The organism is Cohnella sp. GCM10020058, from assembly GCF_042683485.1.
Lineage (GTDB): Bacteria > Bacillota > Bacilli > Paenibacillales > Paenibacillaceae > Cohnella.
On the sequence record NZ_JBHUJV010000001.1, the window covers coordinates 748,595 to 772,689 of the forward strand.

At 59.9% G+C, this 24,095-nt stretch carries 18 protein-coding genes; 14 read left to right on the forward strand and 4 right to left on the reverse strand.

Annotated features, from left to right (window positions below; translation table 11 throughout):
• Nucleotides 1-57: 57 nt before the first annotated feature.
• Nucleotides 58-339: an ArsR/SmtB family transcription factor gene (locus tag ACFSR7_RS02940; RefSeq protein ID WP_282909720.1), complete on the reverse strand. Its 282-nt coding sequence runs from the start codon at nt 337-339 to the stop codon at nt 58-60.
• 170 nt (nt 340-509) lie between these two features.
• Here ACFSR7_RS02940 and ACFSR7_RS02945 point away from each other — a divergent pair, with 170 nt between their 5' ends.
• The 10 genes from ACFSR7_RS02945 to ACFSR7_RS02990 all read left to right on the forward strand — a co-directional run bounded on the left by ACFSR7_RS02945 (nt 510) and on the right by ACFSR7_RS02990 (nt 15,240).
• Complete coding sequence (locus tag ACFSR7_RS02945; protein WP_378158948.1) at nt 510-1,076, forward strand: VanZ family protein; 567 nt, start codon at nt 510-512, stop codon at nt 1,074-1,076.
• Between the two features lie 54 nt (nt 1,077-1,130).
• Nucleotides 1,131-2,762: a glycoside hydrolase family 13 protein gene (locus ACFSR7_RS02950; RefSeq protein ID WP_378158949.1), complete on the forward strand. Its 1,632-nt coding sequence runs from the start codon at nt 1,131-1,133 to the stop codon at nt 2,760-2,762.
• A 445-nt stretch (nt 2,763-3,207) separates the two neighbouring features.
• Nucleotides 3,208-3,579, forward strand: coding sequence for a DUF948 domain-containing protein (locus tag ACFSR7_RS02955; RefSeq protein ID WP_378159069.1), 372 nt, complete (start codon nt 3,208-3,210; stop codon nt 3,577-3,579).
• A gap of 207 nt (nt 3,580-3,786) precedes the next feature.
• A complete protein-coding gene (locus ACFSR7_RS02960; RefSeq protein ID WP_378158950.1) occupies nt 3,787-5,598 on the forward strand; it encodes a sensor histidine kinase in 1,812 nt (603 codons plus the stop codon).
• Nucleotides 5,599-5,601: 3 nt separating this feature from the next.
• Nucleotides 5,602-6,390, forward strand: a complete 789-nt coding sequence (locus ACFSR7_RS02965) for a response regulator (protein ID WP_378158952.1) — start codon at nt 5,602-5,604, stop codon at nt 6,388-6,390.
• Nucleotides 6,391-6,535: 145 nt separating this feature from the next.
• Complete coding sequence (locus ACFSR7_RS02970) at nt 6,536-7,888, forward strand: ABC transporter substrate-binding protein (protein ID WP_378158953.1); 1,353 nt, start codon at nt 6,536-6,538, stop codon at nt 7,886-7,888.
• 151 nt (nt 7,889-8,039) lie between these two features.
• Entirely contained in the window at nt 8,040-9,077 is a 1,038-nt protein-coding gene (locus ACFSR7_RS02975) for a GDSL-type esterase/lipase family protein (RefSeq protein ID WP_378158954.1), read from the forward strand.
• Between the two features lie 284 nt (nt 9,078-9,361).
• On the forward strand, nt 9,362-13,210 hold the full coding sequence (locus tag ACFSR7_RS02980; RefSeq protein ID WP_378158955.1) for a carbohydrate binding domain-containing protein: 3,849 nt from the start codon (nt 9,362-9,364) through the stop codon (nt 13,208-13,210).
• 256 nt (nt 13,211-13,466) lie between these two features.
• Nucleotides 13,467-14,228: a metallophosphoesterase gene (locus ACFSR7_RS02985; RefSeq protein WP_378158957.1), complete on the forward strand. Its 762-nt coding sequence runs from the start codon at nt 13,467-13,469 to the stop codon at nt 14,226-14,228.
• A gap of 229 nt (nt 14,229-14,457) precedes the next feature.
• A complete protein-coding gene (locus tag ACFSR7_RS02990; RefSeq protein ID WP_378158958.1) occupies nt 14,458-15,240 on the forward strand; it encodes an alpha/beta hydrolase in 783 nt (260 codons plus the stop codon).
• A 564-nt stretch (nt 15,241-15,804) separates the two neighbouring features.
• Here ACFSR7_RS02990 and ACFSR7_RS02995 read toward each other — a convergent pair.
• The 3 genes from ACFSR7_RS02995 to ACFSR7_RS03005 form a co-directional block, all read right to left on the reverse strand.
• Nucleotides 15,805-16,737 carry a hypothetical protein gene (locus tag ACFSR7_RS02995; RefSeq protein WP_378158959.1) on the reverse strand — a complete coding sequence of 311 codons (933 nt, stop codon included), beginning with the start codon at nt 16,735-16,737 and terminating at the stop codon, nt 15,805-15,807.
• Between the two features lie 278 nt (nt 16,738-17,015).
• Complete coding sequence (locus ACFSR7_RS03000) at nt 17,016-17,966, reverse strand: sugar phosphate isomerase family (protein ID WP_378158960.1); 951 nt, start codon at nt 17,964-17,966, stop codon at nt 17,016-17,018.
• Nucleotides 17,967-18,038: 72 nt separating this feature from the next.
• Nucleotides 18,039-18,749, reverse strand: a complete 711-nt coding sequence (locus ACFSR7_RS03005) for a PIG-L deacetylase family protein (protein WP_378158961.1) — start codon at nt 18,747-18,749, stop codon at nt 18,039-18,041.
• Between the two features lie 190 nt (nt 18,750-18,939).
• Between ACFSR7_RS03005 and ACFSR7_RS03010 the strand changes: the two genes are divergently transcribed.
• The 4 genes from ACFSR7_RS03010 (at nt 18,940) to ACFSR7_RS03025 (ending at nt 24,034) form a co-directional block, all read left to right on the forward strand.
• The gene (locus ACFSR7_RS03010) at nt 18,940-19,974 is read left to right on the forward strand and encodes an AraC family transcriptional regulator (RefSeq protein WP_378158962.1); all 1,035 of its coding nucleotides are present in this window, start codon (nt 18,940-18,942) and stop codon (nt 19,972-19,974) included.
• Between the two features lie 219 nt (nt 19,975-20,193).
• The gene (locus tag ACFSR7_RS03015) at nt 20,194-21,093 is read left to right on the forward strand and encodes an ABC transporter permease (protein WP_378158963.1); all 900 of its coding nucleotides are present in this window, start codon (nt 20,194-20,196) and stop codon (nt 21,091-21,093) included.
• 15 nt (nt 21,094-21,108) lie between these two features.
• Nucleotides 21,109-21,993, forward strand: coding sequence for a carbohydrate ABC transporter permease (locus tag ACFSR7_RS03020; protein ID WP_378158964.1), 885 nt, complete (start codon nt 21,109-21,111; stop codon nt 21,991-21,993).
• A 25-nt stretch (nt 21,994-22,018) separates the two neighbouring features.
• A complete protein-coding gene (locus ACFSR7_RS03025) occupies nt 22,019-24,034 on the forward strand; it encodes a hypothetical protein (protein ID WP_378158966.1) in 2,016 nt (671 codons plus the stop codon).
• The last annotated feature ends 61 nt before the right edge of the window (nt 24,035-24,095 follow it).

Here is a 24,095-nt window from a genome sequence, read left to right on the forward strand (position 1 = left end):
TCTAAATTTATCGAAATAAAGAGCGAAAGACGACCTGCCGTGCGTGCCGAAAGCCGGCTAACCCAACAGGTAGGGCGCGTACTTGCGCGCGACGTCCTTGTTGACGCTGTAATAAATGTAAGTGCCGTCCTTGCGGAGCTGGAGCAGCCCACTCTCCGTCAGCTGCTTCAGATGATGGGACAGCGTGGAGCCCGCCACCGACTCGAGCTTGCTGTTAATGTCGGAGCAGCAGAGCGTCTGTTCCTCCGTGAGCAGCATCGCGATCTTGATGCGGGTCGGTTCGCCGAGTGCTTTGTATACTTTCACCGCTTGCTTGACTTCCTCGTTGTCCGGGACCATCGCTTGCTCACCGCCTTATTCATCGCAATTTCTAAAATTATAGAAATAAGGTAACATGCCGACAATGATTTGTAAAGCGCCCGATTTAAGAAAAACTTAAAGCCGTTCCTTCCATTTCATTTAAAAACGGACGGTAAGATGGGATCAAAGCCAAGATAGGAGCGAATCTCATGACAACCAGACCTGCCGCAAGCCTTGCCCCCGCGATTCGATTTGGCGCAGCCATGCTGCTCATCTGCTATTTGTACGTGCTGGTTAAAATCATTCTATTCAAATTCGGCGAGGTAAGCGTACCTTATCTCGGACGCCAGCTGCTCGGCGCGCTCGACCGGCCCGGCAATATGCTGTACCGGTGGCACGCCGCCAATCTGACGCCGTTCAGATCAATCTCCATGTATCTCGACCGTTTGGATCAGCCTTACGATATCGTCAACCTGTTTGGCAATATCGCGCTTTTCGTCCCGCTTGGCATATTCGTCGCGCTGCTGAGCCGAAGCGGCTGGACAAGCGCGGCCGTTCGCGCCTTCGGGGTGAGCCTGGCGCTCGAATGCGCGCAGATCGTCTTCATGATGGGCAGCTTCGACGTGGACGACCTGATCCTGAACACGCTCGGCGGCCTGATCGGCTACGGACTGTGCCGCATGCTGGCGCACGGTCTATCCGGCGAAGGGCCAGGAGACGTTCGGAGCGTCCGACAGGAAGCCGCTATTTTAGACGGAATGCCCGGAAAAGGGTAAAATAGGTTGCGAAGCAAGAAGCGATGCAGCTTATAGGAATCGAGGCGATTCGGCGTGCAGCAGCACAAGTGGTGGAAGGAAACCGTCGTGTACCAGATTTACCCGAGAAGCTTTCAGGACAGCGACGGCAACGGCATCGGCGATCTGCAGGGGATTATCTCGCGGCTCGATTATCTGGCGGAGCTCGGCATCGGCGCGATCTGGCTGTCCCCGGTGTGCAAGTCCCCGCAGGACGACAACGGGTACGACATCGCCGACTACAGGGACATCGATCCGATGTTCGGCACGCTCGCCGACATGGAACGGTTGATTGAGGAGGCCGGCCGGCGCGGGATCAAGATCGTCATGGACCTCGTGCTCAACCATTCCTCCGACGAGCATCCCTGGTTCGTCGAAGCGAAAAAGAGCAGGGACAACCCTTATCACGACTACTATGTATGGCGCGACGGCGAGCCGGGATCGCCGCCGAACGGTCTGGGCAGCATCTTCGGCGGCTCGGCCTGGCAATGGGTGCCGGAGCTCGGCCAATATTACCTTCACTTATTTTCCGTCAAGCAGCCGGACCTGAACTGGGAGAATCCCCGCGTTCGCGAAGAAATCTACGACTTGATCAATTGGTGGATCGACAAGGGCGTCGGCGGCTTCCGCCTGGACGTCATCGACCTGATCGCCAAGGAGCCCGATCGCATGATCACCGGCAACGGGCCCAGGCTGCACGATTACATCCGCGAGCTGAGTGAGCGGACGTTCAGGCGCGCGGACCTGCTCACCGTCGGCGAGACGTGGGGAGCGACGCCGGACATCGCGAAGCTGTACAGCAATCCGGACGGCAGCGAGCTGTCGATGGTGTTCCAGTTCGAGCATATCGGTCTCGACGAAAAGGAAGGCTGGAGCAAATGGGACCTCGCGCCGCTCGATTTTCTGAGGCTCAAGGCCGTGCTGTCCAAGTGGCAGACGGAGCTGAAGGGCGAAGCCTGGAACAGCCTGTTCTGGAACAACCACGACCTGCCGCGTATCGTCTCCCGTTGGGGCAACGACGGGACGTATCGGGTGCAGTCCGCCAAGATGCTGGCCACACTGCTTCATGGGATGCAGGGGACGCCGTACGTATACCAGGGCGAAGAGCTCGGCATGACCAACGTAAGGTATCCGATCGAGGATTACAGAGACATTGAGCTGCTCAATCTTTACAAGGAGCGAACCGGGCGAGGCTATCCGCATGAAGAGGTGATGGCTTCGATCTATGCGAAAGGGCGGGACAACGCGCGGACGCCGATGCAGTGGGACGCGTCTTTGCAGGCGGGCTTCACATCGGGGGAGCCGTGGATCAAGTTGAATCCGAACTATGCGGATATTAACGCGGATGCGCAGCGTGACGATCCGAATTCCGTCTTCAGCCATTATCGGCGGCTGATCTCGCTTCGCAAGGCGCATAAGGTGTTCGTCTACGGCGATTACGAGCTGCTGCTTCCCGAGCATCGCGACGTGTTTGCGTATACGCGCAAGCTGGACGGCGAGACGCTGCTCGTGTTGTGCAATTTTTACGGCGCGGACGTCACGTTCGAGCTGCCGGAGGCTTTGCCTCGCGACATGCGGCTGCTGATCGCCAACTATGCGGACGAACCGCAGCGCGGGACGCTGCGTCCGTACGAGGCGCGGATGTATCTGGCACAAGGACAAGATTAGGGTCGCGATCGGGCGCGAGCCGGTTGGGAACGACCAACCCGTACCCGGGGGGAGAAGCTGTAATCGCTTTTGCAAGAATGGACTATCATAGCTGGCGTTAGCGCCCATATGCTCCTATCGGCACAGTCCGGAGTAGAGGAGGATGGGCGTTAATGCCTTTTTGCGCTTATCGACACCTTTCCGGGCGGCGCGGAGGCGACGTTAATGCCCAAATGCGCTTATCGGCACAGTCCGGCGGGTTTCAGTTGCGGCGTTAGTGCCAAAATGTGCTTATCGTCACACAGTTGCGCGGTTTTTCCGTGTAACTTCGCTCCCAGGTTAATATGCCGCGGAGAAGAAGCATATGGAGCTTCTTCTCCGGCCGGGACCGCGCCGCCCAATCGACGTCAAAGGAATGTCCAGCCCCCTTCGGACATACAGTGAAGGAGGAGAGGGGGTGCTGCATATGGTCATTCAAATCAGCGCCGCAGTCGCCGCGATCGCTTTTGCCGGACTAGCCGTGTATCTGATCTTAACGCTCCGCAAGAGCATGACGACGCTCGGGGAGACGAACAAGACGCTCGCCGAGGTGCGCAACGCCGTCCATGGCTTGACCCAGGAGGCTTCCCAGCTCATCCGGAACGCCAATCAGGTGACCCGCGACGTCAAAGGGAAGATGCAGACGATCGACCCGTTGTTCGAGTCCGCGCACGATGTCGGGGAAGTGATTCAGACGGTGACCGACTCGGTGAAAAAAGCCGCGGGCATCCAGGCTGCGCCGCAGCGCATCGCAACGGGAACATCATCTTCGCCGCAGCTTCGCGTAAAGGTAAAGTAAACGTCCGTCCCGCACGAAGTCCGTCTCTACCGATGAGGCGGGCTTTTTTCCAATTTTCAATTTCCCATTTTAATATGTGCGGATAGAACGATTTGATGATTTTAACGCAACGATCCTACGATTTGGTGATTATGCGCGTGCGAGCCGAAGCGACCGTACCTCCGATGTTATAATGAGTTCACCACTCGCGCAAAGGAGTCGCTTAACATGCGGGGCTTGCTGTCTCATCTCGTTCCCCATAAGCTCAAATACCGGCTGTTCGCGGCGTTCGTGCTCGTCATCCTGCTTCCGTTCAGCATTTTGAACATATACAATTACCAGAAGATCGAGTCGCTCGTTCAGAAAAAAGTGAGCGAACAGAGCCACGAACAGCTCGACAACCTGCACCGTTCTCTCGAGGATCAGCTCAGTATCGCGTTTAAGACGCTCATTTTCCTGGAGCAGGATACGGAGGTGCGGCAGATTCTTCAGGAGCCGGACAAGCACTCCGTCCTGGACAACAAGGACTTGATGGAGGATAAATTCAAAGGCTTGAACAACAGCTTCTTTCTGTACAACCCGTCCGTGTACTTCACGCTGCTCGACGATCACGGCCATGTGTACACGTCGTATCAGCCGGGACGTCCGCTCGACTACGACGCGATTGCGTCGAACGCATCGTTTGCCGCCATGCGGGAAACGAAGGCATCTTATCTATGGGTGCCCGACGACGAGAATTATGTGTCTCGCGACATTTCCAAGAGCCCGATGCTGCTGTCGCTTTACGCCGAACTGCGGGACCGCGGCAACCGGACGTACGGACTTGCAAGGATCAGCATCGATTTCTCTTTCTGGTTCCAGTCCATGCTTCAGAAGTCGGAAAGCGATCAGGCCTATTTCATCATGACGAGAAAAGGGGATACGATCGCGAGATCGATCCCGGGCACGGAGCTGTCGTCTGCTGCGGTCGATGCCGTCGCGCGCGCGCCGGACAATGGATTCTGGACCGACAAAAGCGGGGATGCGCTCGTCAACTACAGCTATCTGTCGTCGCTGGACTGGTACCTGGTGGATCGGATTCCGCTGCGGGTGCTGTTTAACGAGATCGAGAGCCTGAAGCAGCAATACTTCGTCACCTTCTATATCATCACGGCGATATTCGTCGCAGTCGCCTTTATGCTTGCCTATACGTTCACGCGCCCCCTCTCCCGCATGCAGGTGAAGATGAGAGAGGCCGTGCGCAAGGATCTGCGGATTCGGCTGCCCGAAAAGAACTATAAGGGCGAAATTCTCGAGCTGACGCGCACCTTCAATACGATGATGGTCGATATGAACGGGCTGATCCAACGCTTGCGGGCGGAGGAGCGGCAGAAGGATGCCGTCCATTTCCAGATGCTGCTCGCCCAGATGAACCCGCATTTTCTGCTTAATACGCTTAATACGCTCAAGTGGATCGGACTGCGCGGCGGCAGCGAAGAGACGGTCGAGATCTGCCTGTCCCTCGGCAAGCTGCTGGAGACGAGCCTCAACTCCGACGTGGATCTCATCTACTTGAAGGACGAGATCGAACTGACGCGCGCCTTCCTCTACATTCAGCAGGTGCGGTACGGCAACCGCTTCGAGATCGAATTCAGCTACGACGAGGCGCTCGTTTACGCGCTGGTTCCGAAGCTGAGCCTGCAGCCGCTCGTCGACAACGCGATCCGGCACGGCATCGCCGACATGCAGGAGGGCGGGCGCATTCTCATTCGCATGGACAGGGACGCCGAATACCCGGACAGGCTGTCGCTCGAGGTCGAGGACAACGGCGTCGGGCTCGGGCAGTCCAGGCGCATTCGCGAGGAAGGGCGCAAGCGGCCGGGCATTGGGCTGGACAATGTACGGGAGCGGCTGCGGCTGCTGTTCAAGGACAAGGGAGAGCTCGACATCGTGCCGCTGCCGCGCGGCACGTTATGCCGGATGCGACTGCCGCTGCTGCTGTCCCAGCCTTACGAGAGCGGACTTCACGAGTTGACTCGCCAAGACGAGAAGGAGGCGTAAGCGATGTACAAGGTGCTGCTGGTCGAAGACGAGACGTTCGTCCGGGAATCGGTCAAGGAGATCATCCGCTGGGAGGAGATGGGCTTCACGCTGGCCGGCGAAGCGAGCAACGGCGTCGAAGCGCTGGCGCTCATCAAGCGCGATCCGCCCGATCTTGTCCTGTGCGACATCGTCATGCCGCAGATGGACGGGCTCGCGCTGCTCAAGGAAACCAGAAACGCGGGCATCGGCTCCAAGTTCCTCATGCTGACCTGTATCGGCGACTTCGAGGCGATGCGCCAGGCGATGGAATACGGCGCGTCCAATTATATACTCAAGCTTTCGATGAGCGTAAAGGATCTGCGGGAGACGCTGGCCAAGGTGGGACGGGAGCTGTCCGGCGGCTCGGCGGCCGCCGCTGCGGCCCGGCCCGGCAGCGCGCATCAGACTTCAGCTCCGCGCCCGCCGGTCGCGGTCAAGGAGCGAATTACGCATCCCGAAGTGAACAAGATCATTCAGTATATCGAACAGCATTACGATCAGGACATCACGCTCGGAACGCTGTCGCGTTACGTCATGATGGGTGAGAACTACGTCAGCGCGCTTTTCAAAAAGAAGACGGGGGAGACGTTGATTCACTATCTGCACCGCACGCGCGTGGACAAGGCGATCGAGCTGCTGCTCAATACCGATCAGCCGGTCAACCGGATCGGCCAGCGCGTCGGCTTTATGAACGACAACTACTTCATCAAGATCTTCAAGCGCATGACGGGGATGACGCCGAGCCAGTACCGGAACCATAGAACGATTTGATCGTATCGATCGCTCCGCGCGCCCGCAGTATTGTGTATATCTGTTCCATCGAGATCATGAATCTGTTACTTATGGACCGCCTTGCCGTCCTGTTATCCTTGATTTGCACACAACAACAACGGTTCATTCGGGGAGGGCGTCTCTGGTGAGAAAAAAAGGCTGGCTGGCAAGCATCGCTTCGCTGGCGCTCGTAACGGGCGTAATGGCAGGCTGCGGAAACGATAACGGCAATAACGCAAGTCCTTCGGCAAGCGGCAAATCGGAAGCGTCTTCATCGGCTTCGGCCGGATCGAAGGCGAGCGGCGGCACGGTAAAGCTGAAGATGTGGGGCGGGGTGCCGCCCGAAGCCGGCCCGCAGGAGGTCATGGACAATTGGAACAAGGCGCATCCGGACATCCAGATCGAATACGTGCGCTACGTCAATGACGACGAAGGCAATCTGAAGCTCGACACGGCGATGATGACCGGACAGGACGTCGACCTCTTCGTCAACTACACGCTGTCGCAGACGGCCAAGCGGGTCGAATCCGGCTTTGCGGCGGATCTCAGCCCGTATTCCGATTACAACATCGACGAAAAAATGGGGGCCGATGCCGCGGGCTGGAAGATCGACGGCAAATATTACGGCATGCCGACGACCAAAAGCTCGTACTTCGTGGCGCTGAACAAGGACGCCCTGGACGCGGCCGGGCTTACGGTTCCGAAGGACTGGACCTGGGACGAGATGCGCGAGTACGCCAAGAAGCTCAAGAAAGGCGACGGCTACGGCTTTATCCAGAACACCGAGCCGTACGCAGATCCGGTCGACGCCGTGCTGTCGAAGGATGGCTACACGAAGGCCGACGGCACCTCGAACCTGGATCATCCGCTCGTCCGCAAGTGGCTCGAATCGCTGAACGGTATGATGAAGGACGACAAGACGACGCCGCCGCTCGGCGAGCAGCTGACGAGCAAGATGCCGGTCGAGCAGATGTTTCTGAGCGGCGAGGTGCCGATGCTGAACATCGGGGCTTGGCTGCTCCGCAGCTCCAACAATTTCACCGATTATCCGCGCGATTTCAAAATCGCGTTCGCGCCGGTGCCCCGTCTTCAGGACGACGCGGAAGGCTTCATGACGCGCGGCGGCCTCGGCGACTACATCTCGATCAACGCCAAGTCCAAAAACCAGGCGGCCGCTTGGGAATTCCTGAAGTGGTACGCGGACGGAGGCATGGCGCCGATGGCCGCAGGCGGGCGTCTGCCGGCTTCCAAGGACGCCGATCAGGACGCCGCGCTGACGAGCATGCTCGGCGACAAGGCCGACACGTACGACAAGGACTCGCTCATGTACGTCATCTTCGACAACAAGACGCCGACCTTCGTCCGCTCCGTGCCTCAGGAGGTCATGGATCTTCGCTCCCAGGAATACGAGAAGTATTTCCTCGGCTCGCAGAACCTCGATGCGACGATCGCCGCCATGGTGAGCAGGCACAATGAATTTTTGAAAAAGTCCAAATAAGCGCGAGGCCAGGATTGCCGTCAGAGACGGCAGTCCTTTTGCTGTTTGGCGAGAGAAAGAGGAAGGTTGGCAGACTGCCGGGGCAAAGGATCGAATGAATCGATGTTCATGCGGAGCAGGCTGCGAATAAACATTGGCGGGAGGAATGACGATGATCGCATGGCAAGCGGAGTTGCATAACGTCGAAGCGTTGGTTGAAATTCAAGGCAGACCGGGTTATTTATTGCAGCGCGTGCCGGAGGCCGTGCGCGAGGGATTGGCCGAGGGCGGGCAGCAGCAAATTCGCAAAGCCGCTTTGAACGAGATCCGGTTCGTCGCGGAGGCCGGCGAGGCGCAGTTGACGCTCGCCAGCTACGGCGGGCCGAGCGCCGTACAAATCTATTACGGCGATTACTGGGTGGAGGACCGGACGATCGGCGAGCAGCCGGAGACGTTGACGCTGGGCGCTCGGGATCCTCGCTTTCAGTTCGATTCGCCTTGGCGGGAGGGCGTGCCGCGGCAGTCGTTCGGCCCGGTATGGCGAATCCTCGTCCACGGCGGCGAGGTCCATCTTCTGGAAATTCGGGGAGATTCGATTCGCCCGCCGCGCTCGGACGAAAAGCCGGGGCTGCGCTATCTTGCTTACGGCACGTCGATCACCTACGGCGGCTCGGTGTCATCGCCGGACGCCACCTATGTCGCGCAGGCCGCCTGGCGGCTCGGCCTCGATCCGCTGAACCTCGGCGTTCCGGGCAGCGCGCATTGCGAGCCGGCCATCGCCGCGCATATCGCGGGCCGTCGCGATTGGGATATCGCGACGCTTTGCCTCTCGGTGAACATGCTGAATCAAGGCGTGACCGCGGATGCGTTCGCGGAACGCGCCGGAGCGATGGTCACTGCAATCGCGTCCGCGAATCCGGACAAGCCCGTGCTGTGCGTAGGCTTATTCACCGGATTTCCGGATCTCGGCTGGACATGGCCGGGCCGTGAAGTCCGCGCGACGAGCGAGGCGTACAGGCAGGTGCTGCGGTCGATCGTAGAGGACAGCGGCTTCGAGAGTTTGGCTTATGCGGACGGCAGCGAGCTGCTGGACGACTGGCGCGGACTTTCGCACGATCTGCTGCATCCCGGCGCGCACGGCATGATCCGTATCGGCGAGCGGCTTGCGGAGCGTATGCATCCGATGCTGTATAAGGCAAGCGAACGATGAGCTAGACGGGATGAGCGGCGCAGAATGCCGCTTGATCCCGTTTTTTTGTTCTTGTCACACCCATTAGGGAAACCGGTTTCAAAAAATTGTTGACGCGCCCGCAATCGGGATGCTACGATTCGATTGGGCCCAGCTTAACCGTTTCAAAGTCGACGTTTTGGTATTTGTGCAAACGTTTTCGCAATTGAGGAATGAAGAAGGAGGTGCGTGAACGCCAACCGGCTTCACATTAAATGTAAGCGCATTAATTAGAGCGGCAGGATCATAGAGAGGGGAATGAAGGAATGAGACGAGGTAGCAGGCAAAAATGGCTGGGGCTCGTGGCGGCGGTCATGCTCGTGCTGTCGATTCTGAGCCCGGTCGCGTCGGATCGGTCGGCGGAGGCGGCGGGCACCGACCTGAAGGTGCACTTCAAGCCGCCGAGCGGATGGGGCGCGCCGCAGCTGTATTATTACCAGACGAGTCCGGCCGTCTCCGAGCCCGTCTGGGCATCTTCGCCCGCGATGACGGCGGAGAGCGGCGGTTGGTACGCCTACACGATCGTCGGCGCGACGAGCGCACGGGTGATTTTCAAGGATAGCAGCAATCATCAGACGCCGGCTTCCGGGCAGGCGGGACTGCTGCGGGACAAGGAAGGCTGGTATACCGGCACGACATGGACGGATACGAATCCAGACGCGCCGGATACGACCGCGCCGTCCGTACCCGCCAATTTGGCCAGCACGGCCAAGACGGATACGACGGTGTCCCTCTCTTGGTCGGCCAGCACGGATAACACCGGGGGCAGCGGCCTGGCAGGCTACGGGGTGTACCGCAACGGCACAGCTATAAGCACCGCTGTTTCGGGGACGTCCTTCACCGATACCGGGCTGACCGCCTCGACGGCGTATTCGTACACGGTGCGGGCCAAGGACAACGCCGGCAACTGGTCGGCAGACAGCGCCGCGATCGCGGTGACGACCAACGCGCCCGGCGCGACGAACAAGGTAACGGTTTACTACAAAAAAGGCTATACGACGCCATACATCCATTACCGCCCGGCCGGCGGGACCTGGACGACTGCGCCAGGCGTCGTGATGGACGCGGCCGAGGTGACGGGCTACGCCAAGAAGACGATCGACATCGGCTCGGCGACGCAGCTTGAAGCGTGCTTTAACAACGGTCTCGGCCAATGGGACAGCAACAACGGCAACAATTATTTGTTCGGCATCGGCACGTGGACGTACAATGCGGGCGTCATCACGGCAGGCGCGCCGGCGGGGACGACGCCGGATACGACAGCGCCTTCGGTCCCGGCCGGACTCGCCATGACGGCAAAGACGGATACGACAATCTCGATCTCCTGGACGGCGAGTACGGACAACGCGGGAGGCAGCGGCATAGCGGGATACGAGGTGTACAAAGGAGGCGTGCTCGTCGATGCCAACGTGACGGCGACCGCCTATACGTTCACGGGACTTACCGCCTCGACGGCCTATTCGCTCACCGTGCTGGCCAAGGACGTTGCGGGCAACAAGTCGGCGCAGTCGGCGGCGCTGTCCGTGACGACTTCGGCGGCGGGCACGGGCAATCAGGCCACGGTCTATTATTACAAGACGACCCGCGGCTGGACGCAGGTCAACCTGCATTACGCGCCGACGGGCGGTACCTGGACGACGTCTCCCGGCGTCGCAATGAGCGAGGAAGCCTGCACGGACTGGACCAAGCTTACGGTCGATCTGGGGAGCGCGACCTCCATGAAGGCCGCGTTCAACAACGGCACGACCTGGGACAACAACAACGGCAACAACTACACGATCGGGACCGGCATCACGACCGTGAGGGACGGCGTCGTGACCGCGAATGCAGTCGCGCCTTGCCAGCCGCTCCCGCCGGACACGACGCCGCCTTCGGTGCCGACCGGCGTGACCGCTACGGCGACCAACCTGACAATCTCGCTTAGCTGGACCGCTTCTACGGACAATGCGGGCGGCAGAGGCGTGGACGGTTACGAGATCACGCGCACCGGCGGCACGCTGGGACAGAAGACGTACACGACGACGCAGACGAGCTTCTCGGAGTCCAATCTGGAAGCGCAGACGACGTACACCTACACGGTCAAAGCATACGACAAGGCCGTGCCTGCCAATAAATCGGCAGCCAGCGCGGCCGCCACGGCCAAGACGGGCGACGCGCCGCTGCCGCCCGCCGGGGGCACGCCGCTCGGCGGAGATGCCCGCGAGGACTCGATCTACTTCGTGGTGACCGCCCGCTTCAACGACGGCGATACGTCGAACAACCGCGGCGGCCAGCTCAACGTCAAGTCGGGCAATGCGGCCAACAACGATCCGATGTTCCGCGGCGACTTCAAGGGCCTGATGGAGAAGCTCGATTACATCAAGGCGCTCGGCTTCTCCGCCATCTGGATTACGCCGGTCGTGCTTAATCGCTCGGATTACGATTTCCACGGCTATCACGGCTACGACTTCTACCGCGTCGATCCGCGTCTGGAATCGTCGGGAGCGAGCTATCAGGATCTGATCAATGCCGCGCATAACAAGGGAATCAAGATTTTCCAGGACGTCGTCTACAACCACTCCAGCCGCTGGGGCGCCAAGGGCTTGTTCACCCCGACTGTCTTCGGCATCCGCGACACGCAATGGAGCTGGTATTATGACGAAAAAATTCCGGGACAGGAATATGACGGCTTGTATCCGACGGGCGTTTCCGCCAAGACATACAACGGCGACCTATGGTCGACGGCCGAGCCGGCGGGCAATACGTGCCGCAACTGGGGCACGCCGACGAACAATTACAGCTCGGAAGGCTACCGCATCTACAATTGCCAATGGCCGAGTCCGACGTCCGGCATGTTCCCGTCCTCGCTCTATCACCAGTGCTGGATCGGCAACTGGGAAGGCGAAGACGCGCGCAGCTGCTGGCTGCACGAGGACCTGGCGGACTTCAACACCGAGAACGCGCAGGTGCAGAACTACCTGATCGGCGCCTACAACAACTTTATCGATATGGGCGTTGACGGCTTCCGGCTGGATACGGCGGTGCATATCCCGCGCACGACATGGAACAGGCGCTTCCTGCCGGCGGCGCAGACCCACGCAGCGACGAAGTTCGGCGCGAACGGACAGAACTTCTTCATGTTCGGCGAGGTTGCCGCCTTCGTCAACGACAAATGGAACCGCGGCTCGGTGAACCATTCCGCCCAGTTCTATACGTGGAAGGAGCGCCAGACGTACAGTGCGGACGATGCGGCCGCATCGCTCGAGATGTACAACTACGAGCAGCAGCAGGGTACGGCGAACCAGCCGACCTCGAACAACGCGTTCCTGCAGGGCAACAACTATCATACGCCCGACCACAGCCAGGCTTCGGGCATGAACGTCATCGACATGCGCATGCATATGAACTTTAGCGACGCGTACAATGCGTTTACCAACGGCAAGGACTCTGACGACTCGTACAACGACGCGACCTACAACGTCGTCTACGTGAGCAGTCACGACTATGGGCCGAACAAGTCGAGCACGGCTTACAACGGCGGCACGGATGCGTGGGCGGAAAATATGAGCCTGATGTGGACGTTCCGCGGCATCCCGACGATTATGTACGGCGACGAGATCGAGTTCCAGGCCGGCAAGACGATCGATTGCGGCTCTTCCTGCCCGCTCGCGACGACGCGCCGCGCTTACTTCGGCGACCATCTGGCAGGCACGGTCGTCGCCTCCGGCTTTGGCCAGGTCGCTTCTGCGACGGGCCAAGTCGCGACGACGCTGCAGCAGCCGCTCGTTAAGCATCTGCAGCGGCTCAACATGATCCGTCGCCAGATTCCGGCGCTGCAGAAGGGACAGTATTCCACCGACGGCATCTCGGGCGGCATGGCATTCAAGCGCCGGTTCACGGATAGCGCGAAGGGCGTCGACAGCTTCGCGCTCGTGACGATCAGCGGCTCCGCCAGCTACACGGGCATCCCGAACGGAACCTATAAGGATGCGATTACGGGCGACGTCAAGACGGTAACGAACGGCACGATGTCCGTATCGCTGTCCGGCAAGGGCAACCTGCGGGTGTACGTGCTGGATCTGCCGGGCAACCCGGCGCCGGGCAAGATCGGGACGGACGGTCCTTATTTGAAATAGGAATAAGTTCGACAAGGATGAGAAGCCAGGCGAAGCGGCGGCCGCGCATTTGCGCGCGCGGCCGCTTTGCCGTTTTTGCCTGCGCGCGCTCGTTTTCGGACGCTTATGACAAACGGCGGGGGATGAAGCATGCCTCTCATGCGTACGGATCGCGCCGTCCCGGGTAAAGAAGGACAAGCGGAACAAAATTCGGGTGATTCGCCCCGCATGCGCAATGCCTGCGAAGGCGATTCCCGCCACAGGAGGTGCGGGCGTCATGAACAAGACGCGTACACTGGCGATCAGCGACATTCACGGCTGCGCGGAGCAGTTGAAGCGCCTGCTGGACAGATGCGGCTTCGACGCGGCTCGCGACCAGCTCGTCCTGCTGGGCGATTACGTGGACCGCGGCCCCCGGAGCAGGCAGGCCGTCGCTCTCGTCCGGCGTCTGGTCAGAGAGTCCGGCGCGATCGCGCTGCAGGGCAATCACGATCGGCGTTTCGTCCGGGTCATACAGGGGAAGGCGCATCCGGAGGAGCTTCGCAAGTTTTTCGAAAAGGGAGGCGCCGAGGCGATCGCAAGCTATTTAGGCGCGGGGCATCCGTCGAAAATCGTGCCAGAGCGAGTCGCAGAGTATCGTGCGCGTATCCTGTCCTGCTGCGAGGAACATATTCGTTTCCTGGAACGTCTGCAGTATTACTACGAGGACGACCGCTTCATATACGTGCACGCCGGGCTGAATCCGGATATCCGGAATTGGCGGCAGCAGAGCGTCATGGATTATCTGTTCATCCGCGAGGCGTTCTACAAGCATCCGGTGAAGGCCGGCAAGACGGTCGTCTTCGGCCATACCAAAGGGATCGAGCTGCATAACAAGCCGGACGTCTGGTTCGGCGGCGACAAGATCGGCATCGACGGCGGATGCTCGTACGGCTACCAATTGAACGCGCTGGAGATCGTGGATGGCGCCGTGACCCGGGTTTATGTCGAGCCGGCCGTGAGCGAGAGAAGGCAGACCGCCGGCCGTCGCTCCCGATAATGTCCGATAAATCAACGCAGTCACGCCCTTATGAACGGAGAATTGCCGACCCGTAGCTTGCGCAAGCGCTAAGAGACAAGCCGCCAAGGAGGAAATGCGCGATGAAGATGGAACTATTTATTCGACGATGAGAATTACGCGGTCAGGCGATTCGTTCCCGTACGGGCGTAACCGCAAAAATGCCGCAAGAAATATATCAAATCCAAAGTGATTCGGGGGAGCAGGCGGCATGAGCGGAGACAAGCAAGAGGATCGGGGCAGCGCGGGCGGCGTCGAGACAGTGGATCATATTCCGTTAATCTGGGAACGACCGATCTCAGGCGCAGGCCGTGATCTGGTCGTTTGGCTGCCGGGACTGTCGGGGAGCAAGGACAAGCTGCGCGAGCATCTGCGTCTGTTTGCGGATGCAGGATTTACGGCCGTCTCCTACGATCCTTACGAGCACGGGGACCGTATGCGCGAGACGCCGGAGGCGTTCCGGCAGAAGCTCGGCGCGAACAAACGGCGATACTTTTGGCCGATGATCGCCCTTACGGCCGAAGAATACCCGCGCGTAATCGATTGGGCCTTTGAGCGGTTCGGTCTGGACGGCGTCGTTCTGGCGGGCGGAATCTCGATGGGCGGCGACATCGCGGTGACGGCGGCGGGCCTCGACCGGCGCATCCGGGTGGTGGCGGCATGTATTTCTACCCCGGACTGGCTTCGTCCGGGCTCGGACGAGGCGCCGAGCGAGCCCGACACGTATGCCTGGAATTGCTATCGGCGATGCAATCCGCTGACGAACGCCGCGCTGTATGCCCACGCGCCGGCGATTCGGTTCTTGAACGGCGCGCAGGACGGCCACGTGCCGCCCGATGGGGCAAGGCGTTTTGGCGCGGCACTCGCGGATGCGTATGCGTCTTGCCCGGAGCGCTTCGTCGTGACCGAGTACGAAGGGGTCGGCCATACGTTCACGGAGGCAATGCTGCAGGACGTGCTGTCGTGGTTCGCAGCCCATCGCAGCGGCGTATGAAAGTAAAATGTACGGCCGATGCCTCTCATAGTGGTGGCGCGGCCATTTTTGTCGTGAAAAGAGTAGGCTGAGGCGAAGAGACTCCGGATAGAGCAACATGGCCGGGGAAACGAAGGTGCTGCGGGCAAGAAGCTCCGGATAGAGCTAGATGGCCGGGAAACGAGTGTGCTGCGGGTCAAGAGACGCTGGACAGCGTTACTTGGCGAGGAAACGAGCGTGTGCGGGTCAAGAGACGCTGGACAGCGTTACTTGGCGGGAAAACGAGTGTGCTGTGGGTCAAGAGACGCTGGACAGCGTTACTTGGCGGGAAAACGAGCGTGCTGCGGGTCAAGAGACGCTGGACAGCGTTACTTGGCGGGGAAACGAGCGTGATGCGGGTCAAGAGACGCTGGACAGCGTTACTTGGCGGGGAAACGAGTGTGCTGCGGGTCAAGAGACGCTGGACAGCGTTACTCGACGATATCAAGGTCAAGAAAACCGCATCGATGCAATATCGGCTGAGCTTTGCCAATGTTGCGTCAATGCGGTTTGTGCGTTGCGTCGAAGCCTGGCGGTCAAGGACCGTTATTGCAACGTGACAGTCTTGATACTGCCGTTCTCAGAGAAGTCCGTCGTGTAGGAGACTTCGACCTTGGCCGTCAGCTTGGCGCCCTTTCCTTCAATCGTCACGGTCGGCGTCGACGAGTAGCCGGCACCTGGATTCACGATTTTGACGCCTTTAACGACGCCGTTTACGACGATTGTTTCCAGGACGGCGGGCGTCCGTTTCCATACCTCGCCTTTGCTTCCGTTGTAGCGGTAGTAGTTGGACACTTCATCGAGCTTGTCGTTCGTGATGCCGTATGGAGCGAGCACCTTCAGGAGAGCCGCCTTGTTAGACTTGGCTTCCGCTTCGGTCGGTCCGCCGCTGTCGGCGCCGGCAGGCGTCACGCCGCTGAACGCTTCGCGGAACGTCTCGGCCGGCACGCCGAGCGCGGCCGCGATGAGCGCCACTGGACGGCCGTGATCAGCCGGGTCGGTCTCATAGCCGCCCGCGATCGTGATCGTATATCCATTGGCATCGACCGCGCTCGTGGCTGCCGTTGCGGCTGGCGCAGCCTCCGACGATGCCTTGCCGGACGGTGCAGCTCCGGCTTGCCGGTCGCAATTCGAGCCTTGTTGACTGCCATCCCGTTGACCGCTTCCTTGTCTTGCGTCGGCTTGCCCCGGACCGCGTTCGCGCGGAGCCGGCCGCGGCTTTTTCTGGCCGGCATTCGCCTGCCCCTGAGCTGCCTGTCCTTGACCTGCCTGAGCAGAGCTCTTTTGTCCGGATGCCGAAGGCTTGGCGGTATTCGATCCTGCAGCTCCCGTAGTCGTCGGCGTGGCCGTTGCTGCGGAAGCTTGATTCCGGCCGCTTGCGCCCCCGTCCGCATCGGCCAGGGCGAGCTGGACGGAGCCGAAGCCGAATGCGGCCAGGGCAACGAGCGTAACGGCGATTTTTTTTGTTTTCTTGTTCATGGAATCGATCTCCTCTCGATATTGAGCTGTAGTGGGGTGCTGCATTCAATATAAGAGGCGAATATGTCAGACAAATGTTGGCATGAATTTTATCTGCCGCAACAAGCCGCAGCGAAAAACGAAGCATATAAAGAGCACGAAAAGAGCACGAAAAGAGCACGAAAAAAGCACGAAAAAAGCACGAAACACAGCACAAAACACAGCACAAAACACAGCACAAAAACGGGAGGAGACAGCGCCAAGCGCTGCTTCCTCCCGTTATTTAAAGGGCGGCCGATTCAGTTGATCTCTGCACCAAGCGGTCCCGCCAGCTCTTCCAGATAGAACAGCGTGCCGGGCAGCGTCGGCATAAAGGTGGACGGCAGCCAGCGGTCGGGGCCGTGGCGGAGCGTGGTCCACAGCGAGAGGCCCTGCCACTGCATGCCGCGGCCGAGGGCGCCGTCGCAGCCGCCGAGAATGCGGTCGGACTGCAGGAACAGGCCGGGGCCGATCGTGTTGGCGCGGCAAGGGACGAGCGTCGTGCGGCTTTTGAAGCTGGTGATGGCGTTCTGCTCGATCGTCAGCGGATGCAGCCGGGCGGCGACGCGGTGCGTCGCGGCCGCCCAGGCCGCATCGTCCGCGAATTCGCCGCCGAAGTGGGGCTCCCAGAAGGCGATGTGCATCGCGCGGCCGATGCCGAACACGGTGATGAGCTCGGCGCCTTCCGCCTTGAGCGCCGCGATCTTGCCGGCATAGGTGGGCAGGTTGTCGGCCGTGGCAAAGTTCCGTTGACTCTCCGGCACGGCGAGCTCGCCGAGCGGGAGGAAGAGCGCCTGCTCCATCGCGTACTGGAACGAGCCGGGATTGTCGGACGGCAGCGTCCGGCCTTCCGCGTCGCTCCATTCGTCCATGTTAAACGTGTGAAGGTGTCCGCAGTCCGTGCCCCATTGCCGCAGGAAGTAGGCGGTCCACTTATACATGCCCATCGGGCCGGCCGGCAGGATCATCGCCAGTTTTCGGCCTTGCTCCTTGGCCGTGCGAATTTCAAGGGCGATGGCATGTCCCAGTTTAACGTCGAGTTCGCCGACATCCGCGCAGCCTACCGGCGCGAAGGCCGGATGCCAGAACGGCTGGCGCTCGCCGATCGTATCGGGGGCTTGGGCGCAGCAGGCGTCGATCCGGGCCAGATCCCAGCCTTCGGGATAGAAATTTTCCAGCAGCGAGCCTTTTATCGTCGTCATGAGATCCATTCTAGCAGCTCCTTTTAAGTGGTCATAAGGGTTCGTTTTCAAAAAAACGTTCTTGCCATCTTCTTGACAGCTTCACGGCAGCAATCGCTGCGTCGGAATGCGCGGCCATGCCTGGCAGGCTTTGAAGCCCTCCGCATAGCCGGCGCCGCACTGCAAGCCGCGGAACTTGGAGACGGTCCTCACGAAGTCGAGAAAATCGATCCCGTCATGCTCGTACAGCCACTTGATCTGACTCTGATGGCTATCGTTCATGGCGATCTTGACCTCGATCTCGCCGGTGATGTCGACATACTCCGTGGGCAGGAAACCGACGCCGGCGAGCGTATCCATGTAGTAGATCGGCGGTACTTTGTCGTGAAAAGGATGCGGGGAATCCGGCGCATAGTGCGAGATGGAGGCGGCAAAGCTGGCATCGAAAACGGCACGCGATACTTCCATATGATCCTTCATATAGTCCTCGGGCGGATGCGTGATGATAAAATCCGGGCGCACGCGGCGGATGAGGCTCACGAGTGCCTCGATCAATTCGTCCTGGTCGGCCTTCACCGACAAATCGGGGATGTCGAGGCTTACGACCTCCGCTCCGATCAACGCGCCGGCTTGACGCGCTTCCTCTTTACGAATATCTCGAAGCGTTTCCGGCGGTATCGTACGGTGACCTTTGTTTCCGTTGGCTACATGCGCCATCGTCACGCAATGCCCCTGCTTGGCGAGCTTGGCAAGCGTCCCGCCGCATCCGATCTCCAGATCGTCGGGGTGGCAGCCTACGGCCAGTACGTTCATGATCCATCAGCTCCTCTTGGCTTATGGGACGATTGTATTCCCATCCGTTTTTATTGTAGCGTCGGGGGGTGTCAGGCGATTTATCAAAAAGAGCGCGGCTTGTAGCAAATGTGCCGGAACTACGCGTCATCCTCGCAGGATGCTATAATGAGTGACAAATGAGAGGGATTCCGGGCGCGGGGGTGTGAAAATGGAAGCCGCTGAATATGCAGACAAGCGGAAGGATAGGGCCGAATCGGTATTAGGAGGGCAGGAAGAGCGCTCTATCGCGGGTGAAGACGGCTTGGACGAAGCTGGCGAAACAGAAGGAATCGGCATATCCGCGGACCATGCGCCTGGCATCGCCTATCCGCGGACCAAGCTCCAGATCGAATTTGCCGTCCGCAGACTCGTGTCCTTCCATTACTTCGAGTTCGCGCCCGACTTCAAGTTCGAAGGCGAGAAGCACGATTTCTGGGAGTTCGTCTACGTGGACAAAGGGGAGCTGGAAGTATTCGCGGATAAGGAAGGCTATTTGCTGAGGCAAGGCGACGTCATCTTCCACAAGCCCGGCGAGTTCCACGGCGTCTGGGCGAACGGCATACGGTCCCCCAACGTCATCATCGTCTCGTTTGAATGTCCGTCGCCCGCCATCGCTCACTTTAACAATCGGATTTTAACGCTGAACGAACGGCAGAAGGAGCTGCTTGCACAGCTGATCCGCAGCGGGTTCGCCGCCTTCCGGCCGCCATACGACGATCCGCTCGACCATACGCTGCTGCGCAGACCTGACGCACTCTTCGGCGCGGAGCAGTCGATCAAGCTCTACCTGGAGCTGCTGCTGATCGACCTGTACCAAGCGGGCTGCGAGCCGGCGCGCGAGCAGCGATTGTCCAGCGCCGTCACGATCCGCAGCGAGGCGGATCTCGCGTCGCGGATGGCCGCCTATCTGGAAGCGAATGTCGAAGGTCAGGTGCGGCTCGAGCTGATCTGCCGTCACTTTCATATGAGCAAGACGCATGCGCTCGCGTTGTTCAAGAAGTGCAAGGGGCTCAGCATTATGAGGTACTACCGGCAGCTCAAGATCGAACGCGCCAAGGCGCTCATCCGCGAGCAATTGCATACGTTTACGGAGATCGCCGCCGTGCTGCATTATCCGACCGTGCACAACTTCTCGCGCCACTTCCGTCACGAGACGGGGATGTCTCCCTCGGAATACGCGCGTACGGTGCAGGCTCGTCGCTGATTGACCGCATGACCCGCATGCCCCGATCCGTTTCTCTAGATAGCATCGAAACCTTAACGCCCTTCCCGCTGCCAACCGGCTGCAGGAGGGGCGTTTTCCGTCTATCGGGGCAATGCAGCAACAGATGTCAAGGAAGGCAACAACGGCAAATAGAAGGGGTGCGGGCGCTCTCTTATAATTTGAATTAGATACGCCACACCGTCAGGAAGGTAGGAGAACATGAAAACAAACTATCGCAAACGGGAGCTGCCGCTGCATCTGATGCTCTTGCCCGGCGTCATTCTCCTGCTGGTCTACAGCTATTTTCCGATGGCCGGCGTGGTCATCGCCTTTCAGAAGTTCGTCCCGATCAACGGCTTGTTCAATTCCAAGTGGGTCGGCCTGGACAACTTCCGCTACGTGCTCGATATGCCCGATATCTGGCAGGTGATGCGCAACACGGTGAGCATCGCGCTGATGAAGATGGCAGCCGGCCTGATCGTGCCGCTCGCCATCGCGATATTGCTTAACGAGATTCGTTCGGTCCTGGTCAAAAGAGGCGTGCAGACGCTCATCTACCTCCCGCACTTCCTCTCGTGGGTCATCCTTGGCGGGATCCTTGTCGAGATCCTCTCGCCGTCCACCGGCATCGTGAACGAGCTGCTCGTATGGCTTGGCTTCGAGCCGATCTACTTCCTGGGGAGCAACGGGTGGTTCCGGTTCGTGCTGGTCTTCTCCGACGTCTGGAAGGAATTCGGCTTCTCGACCATCGTGTATCTCGCCGCGATTACCGGGATCAATCCGGCCTTGTACGAGGCGGCAACGGTGGACGGCGCAGGCCATTGGAAGCAGATGTGGTATGTCACGCTCCCCGGCATGCTGCCGATCATCGTGCTGATGGCTACGCTTAGCCTGGGCAACGTGCTCAATGCAGGCTTCGATCAGGTGTTCAACCTGTACAGCCCGGTCGTATACGAGAGCGGCGACATTCTCGATACGCTGATCTACCGGATCGGCCTCGTCGATGCGCAGTTCGGCGTCGCGACGGCGATCGGCCTGTTCAAATCCGTCGTGTCGCTTGCGCTGATCTCGATCTCTTACGGGATGGCGTATCGCTACGCCAACTACAGGATTTTCTAAAAGGGGGGACGGCAAATGCACGCGACAGCCACCGTCGGCAGAAGAATCTTTTTGACGCTTAACTATGCATTCCTGATCGCATTGTCTCTCATGTGCCTATTCCCGCTGCTGCATGTGCTGGCCGTGTCGCTCAGCTCCAGCGCTGCGGCCTCCGGCGGTCTCGTCCGGTTCTGGCCGGTCGACGCGACCTTCGATTCGTACAAGTATATCCTGCAGAAAAAGGAGTTTATCGCGTCCTTTATCGTTACGCTGGAGCGGGTCGCGCTCGGTTTTACCGTCAACATGCTGATGTCGATCCTGTGCGCTTATCCGCTCTCCAAGGAAACCAAGGATTTCCGGTCGCGCACCCGCTACGCCTGGTTTTTTATCGTGACGATTCTGTTCAGCGGGGGCCTCATTCCGACCTATATCGCCGTCAGCAAAACGTACCTGCTCGACTCCGTCTGGGCGCTGGTGCTGCCGGTCGCGGTTCCCGTGTTCAATATTATTCTGATGCTTAACTTTTTCCGGGGCTTGCCCCGCGAGGTCGAGGAATCCGCGTTTATCGACGGCGCCGGACACTGGCGCACGCTCTGGTCCATGATCGTGCCGATGTCGCTGCCCGTCATCGCGACCGTCTCGCTGCTGACGCTTGTCGGGCACTGGAACAGCTGGTTCGACGGGCTGATCTATATGAATTTTCCGGAGAAATATCCGCTGTCCACCTACCTGCAGCTGATGGTCATCAACAGCAATCCGATGAAGCTCGATCCGACCAACCTGAGCGCCGCGCTGGAGATCTCGGAGCGGACGACGCGGGCCGCCCAGATACTGCTGGGGGCGCTGCCGATCCTGATCGTCTATCCGATGCTGCAGCGGTTTTTCGTCAAAGGCATCGTGCTCGGCAGCGTCAAGGCTTGATCCGACAAGAAGGGAAGCGAAGAAGATGCATGCTTATTACGAAAAATGGATCTGGATCGAGCTGATCGGCTTCGACAATACGTTGTCCGACTATGGCGTAGGCGCCTACATGGAAAACGCGGGCTTCGTCCCGGACGCCATGTCCCTGCTGCTGTTTACGTCCGACTTCATTCATACGCACGATGGCATGGCGGTAGAGAAGCCGCTTCCGCCGGAAGTTTGCTCCTACGGGGCCAGGCCTTACGGCAAATCGCGGATGCTGCAGTCCTGGACGAACCTCCAGCTGCGGGGACTCGTGCGGGAGCTGCAGCGGGCCGGAACGCAGGTGTATTGCAGCTTTTTCGATATGTTCCAGACGCATAATCCGGAGCGGCTTCGGCCTACGGAATGGTGCGCTGCCCATCCGGAGCTGTACGAGATGCGCAGATCGGGCGAAGCGTTCAGGGTGATCAACCCGCTCCGCCGGCTCCGCGACGGAACGTATTACGAAGATCTGTTCGTCCGCGACCTGACCGCGGTCATGCGCGACTACGGCTTCGACGGCTATCACGGCGCGGACGGCTATACGAGTCCGCGGCTATGCATCGCCGAAATCGACTACTCGGACGATATGACCGGCCAGTTCGAGGCGTATATGCAGCAGCGGGGCCTGGCCGCAGGCTTCGAGCTTGCATGCGAAGGCGACCCCGAGGCGATGGAGCGGCGCGCGGCGCAGATCTGGTCCTGGCACAGGTTGGCGTGGATCGACTTTCACGCCGGGCGATGGGCGGAGCTGTGGCGCAAGATTATGACGGCGCTGAAGGCGGACGGCAAGAAAGCGGTGCTCAACACCGCCTGGACGCGCGACCCCTTCGAGGCGATGTATCGTTACGGCGTAGACTACAAGCGGCTGGCCGCTTGCGGCATCGACGGCTTTGTCGTGGAGGCGGGCGCCGCCGCGCTGTCCTCGGGCGGCGAGGATTGGGACTACGAGCCGTGTACGGAGTTTATGGCGACGATTCTGTCGCTCAAAGCTTACATGCCGGACGTGCAGCTCATCTGCCTGAACGCCATTCACGATACGTACGAGCAGTGGGATGTGCTGAACCATGCGCCGACGCTGCTGGACAGGGACATCCTGTGTTTTTCCAATTTGTACTTGTATGATCAAAATGGTATCCGGCGCTGCACGGAAGGGTTCGTCGCCTGTCTCGGCGACGATGTCGCCGCCCACGGCTGGGCCCGGATCGAGAGGCTGTGGGCTGCGGGCTACGACGGCCTACCGGAGCGGACGCTGGGTGCCAGCTTCGTCTGGTCCGATGCGGTGCTTCATCGTTCGCTCGCCGACTACGCGGACAGGCGCGAATGGCCGGTGCACAAGCTGGTCCACGAATGGCTGGAGCGCGGAGCGCCGTTGCACAGCGTCGTTAACGTCCGGGATCTGGGCGCGCACGAAGGCGTAATCATCGTAACGCATGCGCATTTGCTGCCCGAGACGGAGCTGTCCGCCGTACTCGGCTATCGCGGCGGCTCCGTCCTGCTCGCCGGACGCCGGACGGATACGCTGTCGGTGATGCTCCATGCAGCAGGTCTTGCAATCCCGGATATCCAGGCTGCGCGCTTCTGCGCAATCCGGTCGGCCAATGGCAGTTGGCTCGAGACCATACGCGAGGAGCCCGTGCAGCGCGCTGCGCCAGAGCGGGACAAAGCGATCAACGACAGCCACAACTGGCTCGTGCCGCTGTATTACGCGCCGATCGAGGCGCCTTTCCACGAGCGCATCGTGCAGGCGCTGCTAAGCGAAACCGGCGCGCCAAGACCGACGAAGAACGAGGCGGACATCCGCTTAACCGCGCTTCGCATGTCCGCGTCCCGCTGGCGCATTCTCATTCGCAATCTGGCCATGAACTACAAGATCGCGCAGCTCGATCTGCGGCGGCCGATCCGGCGGATCGAGACGCTGACAGACTTTCCGGGCGTCCCGGTGCTGCCCGAGGGACATCAAGTGCGATTGTCCGTGCCGGGCCGCGGCATGGTCGCGATCGAAGCGGATTTCTATTAATTCCATGTCTTTCAAAATAGATAGGAACAGTCGAATGATGTCGTATTCGCGCTGTTCCTTT